This window comes from Xanthomonas sp. D-99 (genome assembly GCF_017746145.1).
Lineage (GTDB): Bacteria > Pseudomonadota > Gammaproteobacteria > Xanthomonadales > Xanthomonadaceae > Xanthomonas > Xanthomonas cissicola.
In genome coordinates this window covers 739-7,096 of the sequence record NZ_JAGHWU010000047.1, presented here as the reverse complement: position 1 = coordinate 7,096, position 6,358 = coordinate 739, and the positions used below count along the sequence as shown (strand labels likewise).

Here is a 6,358-nt window from a genome sequence, read left to right as displayed (position 1 = left end):
CAGCGGCGTTGCACCAACCCCTACCCTCCTCCGCCTGCGGGGGAAGTTGCCCGAAGGGCGGATGGGGGCAACAGGGGCAGCCGCCGCACGCGCAACCATCCTGATCGAGCGCCAGAAATCCAGCACTGCGGTTTTGGCACACCGCATGCATTAGCTCTGGCGAGACCGCAGACAGCTCCACCGCTGCGGGGCGGATGGCAGGACTTGGAACACAAACGGGACAGGCAACTCATGACGCTGGCAACACACCCACATTCATCGCACACCCGTCCGGCGTCCGGCGGGTCCCGTTCCTGGAGGCACTTCGCATGAAAATCAAACGCTTTGTCGCCCCGGACATGCGCACCGCATTCCGCATGGTGCGTGAAGAGCACGGCCCGGACGCGGTGATCCTGTCCAACCGTCGCACCGCCGAAGGCATCGAGATCGTCGCTGCCAGCAATTACGACGAAGAGCTCGTGCAGCGCGCCCTGGAAACCGCGCGCTCCGACACCCCGGCCTCCGCACAGCACCAGCAGGCTCCCGCTCAGCAGGCGCCTGCCCCGCAAGCTCCGGCCAAGCCCGCTGCACCGGTGCACGCGCTGCTCAAGCCGTCTGCCGACGCCGAGGCCAGCCAGCGTCAGCGCGTCGCCAGCGCCGCCGACGACATGATCGCCGCCATGGCGCTGCGCCAGCCGGTCAGCGTGCCGCGCCAGGCGCCGGTCGCCGCTCCGGTGCGCACCGCCAGCATTCCTTCGCCCGCTGCCCAGGCACTCGCCCACGCGGTTGCCGTCACCGCCGCGCCGCGCCAGGAACACGCGCTGTCGGCCGTGCCGGAACAGTTGTTCGCCGACTTTTTGACGACTGCCCCGGTGCAGCGCCCGGCCGTCCCGGCCACGGGGGTGCAGGCACCCGCGCCGGTCGCTGCGGCACTGGTCACCGCGCCGGCCTTCGCTGCCGCAGGCCAGGACGACGACGCCTTCGCCGACGAAGCCGACTTCGATCTGGACGATGCCCTGCCGCAGATCCTGCCGCCGGCCGCGCTGCCGCCGATCGTGGTCGCCCCGCCGGCCCTGGCCGCCGTGCCGGTTGCCGCCACGCCCGCACCGCAGAACGACGAAGAACTCAAGCAGCTGCGCGGCGAACTGGCGCTGATGCGGCAGATGATCGAGCGCGAAATGAACCGCCTCACCGACGAGCGCCTGCGTGGCTCGCCGGTGCGCGCCCAGGCGCTGGAACTGATGGACGACTACGGTTTCGACGCCGGCCTGACCCGCGATATCGCCCTGCAGATCCCGGCCGATACCGAATTGCACCGTGGCCGCGGCCTGATGCTGGGCCTGCTGTCCAAGCGGCTGCCGGTGGCCCCGGTCGACCCGCTGGAACGTGGCGGCGTCATCGCCCTGGTCGGGCCGACCGGCGCCGGCAAGACCACCACCATCGCCAAGCTCGCCCAGCGCTTTGCCGCCCAGCACGCCCCGCGCGACGTGGCCCTGGTCACCACCGACACCCAGCGCGTGGGCGGCCGCGAGCAGCTGCACAGCTACGGCCGCCAGCTCGGCATCGCGGTGCACGAGGCCGACAGCGCCGAAAGCCTGCTGGACCTGCTGGAGCGCCTGCGCGACTACAAGCTGGTGCTCATCGACACCGCCGGCATGGGCCAGCGCGACCGTGCCCTGGCCGCCCAGCTGAACTGGCTGCGCACCGCCCAGCAGGTCACCTCGCTGCTGGTATTGCCTGCCAACGCCCATTTTTCCGACCTCGACGAGGTCGTACGCCGCTTCGCCCACGCCAAGCCCCAAGGCGTGGTGCTGACCAAACTCGACGAGACCGGCCGCTTCGGCAGCGCCTTGTCGGTGGTGGTCGACCACCAAATGCCCATCACCTGGGTGACTGACGGACAGCGGGTCCCCGACGACCTGCACCGCGCCAATGCCGCCAGTCTCGTTCTTCGCCTTGAAGATTTGCGGCGCGCTGCCGATAAGCCCTGTACTCCGGAGCACAACCATGCAGTCGCGTGAATACGCCAAGCTGACCAACGCCTTCCCCCTGTCGGCGACCCGTCCCGAGCCCTTGGGCCCGGTGCGCACCATTGCCGTGACCGGCGGCAAGGGTGGCGTGGGCAAGACCAACATCTCCGCCAACCTGGCCGTGGCGCTTGCCGACATGGGCAAACGCACCCTGCTGCTGGACGCCGACCTCGGCCTGGCCAACCTGGACGTGGTCTTGGGCCTGGCGCCCAAGTACACCCTGGCCGACCTGATCGCCGGCCGTTGCACGCTCGATGAAGTCATCATCGAAGGGCCCGGCGGCGTGCTGGTGGTGCCGGCCGCTTCCGGTCGCCGCCACATGGCCGAACTGGCCCCGGCCCAGCACATCGGCCTGGTCAACGTGTTCTCCGAACTGGAACGCGACCTGGACGTGATGGTCATCGACACCGCCGCCGGCATCACCGACAGCGTGCTGACCTTCTGCCAGGCCGCCCAGGACACCGTGGTGGTGGTCTGCGACGAGCCGGCCTCGATCACCGACGCCTACGCGCTGATCAAGGTGCTCTCGCGCGAACGCGGCGTGGACCGCCTGCAGATCATCGCCAACATGGTGCGCGACCCCAACGAAGGTCGCCTGCTCTACGACAAGCTCTCGCGCGTGTGCGAAAAATTCCTCGGCGATGTTTCGCTGAACTATCTCGGCCATGTGCCGCAGGACGACTGGTTGCGCCTGTCGGTGCAGCGCCAGCAACCGGTCATCAAGGCCTACCCCGCCAGTCCGTCGGCGCAGGCCATCGCAGAAATCGCACGCCGTACTTCGCGCTGGCAGGCCCCGACCGTGCCGCGCGGCAACGTCGAGTTCTTTGTCGAACGCATCATCCAACGGGGAGTGGCCGCATGAGCACCGCTACCGCAACCACGGCCAGCGCGCAGTACCGCGCCGTGCAGCGCAACAACGCCAACGACGTGGTGACCCAGCACGCCGACCTGGTCCGCCGCATCGCCCACCATCTGGCAGCGCGCCTGCCGGCCAGCGTGGAAGTGGACGACCTGATCCAGGCCGGCATGATCGGCCTGATCGAAGCCTCGCGCAGCTACGACTCCGAACAGGGCGCTTCGTTCGAAACCTATGCCTCGATCCGCATCCGCGGCTCGATGATCGACGAGATTCGCAGGGGCGACTGGGTGCCGCGTTCGGTGCACCGCCGTGCCCGCGATGCCGCCGCCGCCGTGCGCAAGATCGAACAGAACACCGGCCGCGCCGCCGCCGCCACCGAAGTGGCCGCCGCCATGGAAATGCCGCTGCCCGATTATCTGCGTCTGATGGAAGATGCCGCACGTGGCCAGGTGCTGAGCCTGGAATCGCGCATCGAAGATCACGGCGAGCTGGACACCACCGCCAAGGGTGGCCCCAATCCGCAGCAGATGATGGAGCGTGGCGAATTCGGCCGCGAGCTGGGCAAGGCCATCGGCCAGCTGCCCGAGCGCGAGCAGCTGGTGCTGTCGCTGTACTACGAACAGGAATTGAACCTGAAGGAAATCGGCGCCGTGCTCGGTGTCAGCGAATCGCGCGTGTGCCAGATCCACGGCCAGGCAGTGGTGCGTTTGCGGGGCCGCCTCAAAGTCTTCGAGCTGGCCGATGCCGGTGTCGAAATTGACGACTAATTTTTTGTGTTAGGAGCTTGATGTGAATAAGAACATGCGGATCCTGATCGTGGACGACTTCTCGACGATGCGACGTATCGTCAAGAATCTGTTGGGCGATCTCGGCTTCACCAATACCGCAGAGGCCGAAGACGGCAACAGCGCCCTGGCGGCGTTGCGTGCCGGCCCGTTCGATTTCGTGGTCACCGACTGGAACATGCCCGGCATGACCGGCATCGACCTGCTGCGCAACATCCGCGCCGATGCCAAGCTCAAGCACCTGCCGGTGATGATGGTGACCGCCGAAGCCAAGCGCGAGCAGATCATCGAAGCGGCCCAGTGCGGCGTGAACGGCTACATCATCAAGCCGTTTACCGCCCAGACGCTGGAAGAAAAGCTGGGCAAGGTGTTCGAACGTCTGGCGGCGACCGCCTGATGAACGCCACCGTGGAAACCGATGCCGAACGTGCCGCGTTGATCGAGCGCCTGCAAGGCGCGCTGGATGCGCTGGAAAGCGGTGACCAGGTCGCCTGGCGTCGCGAGGTGGATCATCTGGCCGCCCTGCGCACGCGCCCGATGATGCAGAGCCTGAGCCGGCTCGCCCGCGAACTCGGCCAGGCGCTGGGCGAACTGCCCACCGTGCCCGAAGAAGCCGGCGAGCTGGACGATGCCTGCTCGCGCCTGGACCACGTGGTGGAAATGACCGAAAAGGCCAGCCACCGCACGCTGGATCTGGTCGAAGAATGCCGCGAGCTGGCCAACCAGCTGCGCAGCGGCGGGCTCAATCAGGATCAGGGCGCGCTGCTGGAAAAGATGCGCCACAACCTGACCGAGCTGTCGCTGGCGCAGAGCTACCAGGACCTGAGCGGGCAGATCATCCGTCGCGTGGCCGGTATCGTGCGGCGCGTGCATGAAGGCTTCGGTGCGCTCGGCCTGCCGCCGAAGAACATCGAACCGAAGAAAGACGACGGCGGTCTTGCCGGTCCTGCTGTCAAGGGCCTGGACCGTCACGCGGTGTCGCAGGACGACGCCGACGACCTGCTGTCCGGATTGGGGCTGTAACCATGAGTGCTGTTCCAGACGATATTGCTGCCGATTTCATCGTCGAGGCCCAGGAAATCCTGGATCGCCTCGGCGAACAGCTGGTGTCGCTGGAACAGGCGCCAGAAGAAGCCGACCAGCTCAACGCGGTGTTCCGCGGCTTCCACACGCTCAAGGGCGGCGCCGGCTTTCTGGCGATAAAACCAATGGTGGAGCTGTGCCACGCCGCCGAAGAAACCCTGGGCATGGCGCGCTCGGGCCAGGCGGTGCTGCAGGCGCATCACTTCGATGCCGCGCAACAATCGCTGGATTATCTGCAGGCCATGCTGGATGCCATGGGCTCGGGCGAAGCCGTGCCGCACGCGCCGGCCACGTTGATCGCGCAGTTCGACGCCAAGAGCGCCCCGCCGGTGCTCAAGGCCGCGCCGCAGGCGGCCGCTGCCAAGCCGGTTGCTGCCGCACATGGCGACGATGCGCATGCGCCCGCCCCCAAGGCGGGCGGCAAGGGCGCGGCCAAGACCGGCGCAGAAGCCGAACAGACCGTGCGCGTGGACACCAAGCGCCTGGACGCCATCGTCAACCTGATCGGCGAACTGGTGCTCTCGCGCAATCGCTTGAAGACCTTGCGCACCCGCCTGCGCGACGAAGAACTGGACCGCGCAGTCAGCACGCTGGACATCGCCACCGCACGCCTGCAGACCGCGGTCATGCGCACCCGCATGCAACCGGTCAGCAAGGTGTTCGCCCGCTTCCCCAAGGTGGCCCGCGACGTCGCACGCACCTTGTCCAAGGAAGTGGAACTCGAGCTGATCGGCGCCGAAACGGAGCTGGACCGCAATCTGGTCGAAGCCCTGGCCGACCCGTTGGTGCACCTGGTGCGCAACGCCATCGACCACGGCATCGAATCGCCGGCCCTGCGCGAAGCCACCGGCAAACCGCGTAGCGGCCATGTGCGCCTGTCGGCGCAGCAGGAAGGCGACTACGTCAGCATCGAAATCCAGGACGACGGCGCCGGCATCGACCCGGAGCGCCTGCGCGAAATCGCCCGCAACAAGGGCCTGATCGACGCCGAAGCCGCCGCCCGCCTCAGCACCGACGAGTGCTTGCATCTGATCTTCATGCCGGGCTTCTCGACCAAGGTGGAAGTCACCGACATCTCCGGCCGTGGCGTCGGCATGGACGTGGTGCAGTCGCGTATCCGCGAACTCAGCGGCCAGATCCAGATCCAGTCCGAACTGGGCCGCGGCAGCCGCTTCATGATCCGCGTGCCGCTGACCCTGGCGATTCTGCCGACCCTGCTGGTGCAGGCCGGCGAAGCGGTCTATGCATTGCCGCTGGCGCGCGTGGTCGAAGTGCTGCACGCACCGCAGACCTCGCTGGGCTGGTTCGACGGCCGCGCCGTGCTCGACCGCCGCTCGCACACCCTGCCGCTGATCGACCTGCGCCGTTGGCTGGGCGTACCGGCCGAACAACCGCCGCTGCTGACCGTGGTGCTGCTGCAGGCTGGCGAAACCCGCTTCGGCCTGGTGGTGGACCAGGTCCGCGGCCGCGAGGAAGTGGTGATCAAGCCCCTGCCCCGCGCCCTGCGCGGCCTCCCCGGCTACGCCGGCGCCACCCTGATCGGCGACGGCCGCATGGCGCTGATCCTGGATGTGGATGGATTGCGCTCCAGCGATCATTGATTTTGGGGATTGGGGATTGGG

At 67.6% G+C, this 6,358-nt stretch carries 6 protein-coding genes; all 6 read left to right on the top strand.

Going from position 1 to position 6,358, the window contains the following annotated elements; translation table 11 throughout:
* Positions 1-308 precede the first annotated feature (308 nt).
* From flhF to J7360_RS16065, 6 genes are read left to right on the top strand one after another with little or no spacing between them, the layout of a single operon-like run.
* A complete protein-coding gene (gene flhF, locus J7360_RS16090; RefSeq protein WP_057661820.1) occupies positions 309-2,000 on the top strand; it encodes a flagellar biosynthesis protein FlhF in 1,692 nt (563 codons plus the stop codon).
* Entirely contained in the window at positions 1,987-2,871 is an 885-nt protein-coding gene (locus J7360_RS16085) for a MinD/ParA family protein (RefSeq protein WP_005918202.1), read from the top strand. Before flhF ends, J7360_RS16085 begins: the two co-directional genes overlap by 14 nt.
* Positions 2,868-3,635 carry an RNA polymerase sigma factor FliA gene (locus J7360_RS16080; RefSeq protein ID WP_005918198.1) on the top strand — a complete coding sequence of 256 codons (768 nt, stop codon included), beginning with the start codon at positions 2,868-2,870 and terminating at the stop codon, positions 3,633-3,635. The genes J7360_RS16085 and J7360_RS16080 overlap by 4 nt, the downstream gene beginning before the upstream one ends.
* Positions 3,636-3,657: 22 nt before the next feature.
* Entirely contained in the window at positions 3,658-4,050 is a 393-nt protein-coding gene (cheY, locus tag J7360_RS16075; RefSeq protein ID WP_002813536.1) for a chemotaxis response regulator CheY, read from the top strand.
* Positions 4,050-4,676, top strand: a complete 627-nt coding sequence (locus J7360_RS16070; protein ID WP_022559105.1) for a protein phosphatase CheZ — start codon at positions 4,050-4,052, stop codon at positions 4,674-4,676. Before cheY ends, J7360_RS16070 begins: the two co-directional genes overlap by 1 nt.
* Positions 4,677-4,678: 2 nt before the next feature.
* The gene (locus J7360_RS16065) at positions 4,679-6,337 is read left to right on the top strand and encodes a chemotaxis protein CheA (protein ID WP_007970781.1); all 1,659 of its coding nucleotides are present in this window, start codon (positions 4,679-4,681) and stop codon (positions 6,335-6,337) included.
* Positions 6,338-6,358: the final 21 nt, after the last annotated feature.

Coding starts and splice junctions, on each gene's coding strand:
- flhF (WP_057661820.1), top strand. CDS start 309: ATGAAAATCAAACGCTTTGTCGCCCCGGACATGCGCACCGCATTCCGC.
- J7360_RS16085 (WP_005918202.1), top strand. CDS start 1,987: ATGCAGTCGCGTGAATACGCCAAGCTGACCAACGCCTTCCCCCTGTCG.
- J7360_RS16080 (WP_005918198.1), top strand. CDS start 2,868: ATGAGCACCGCTACCGCAACCACGGCCAGCGCGCAGTACCGCGCCGTG.
- J7360_RS16070 (WP_022559105.1), top strand. CDS start 4,050: ATGAACGCCACCGTGGAAACCGATGCCGAACGTGCCGCGTTGATCGAG.
- J7360_RS16065 (WP_007970781.1), top strand. CDS start 4,679: ATGAGTGCTGTTCCAGACGATATTGCTGCCGATTTCATCGTCGAGGCC.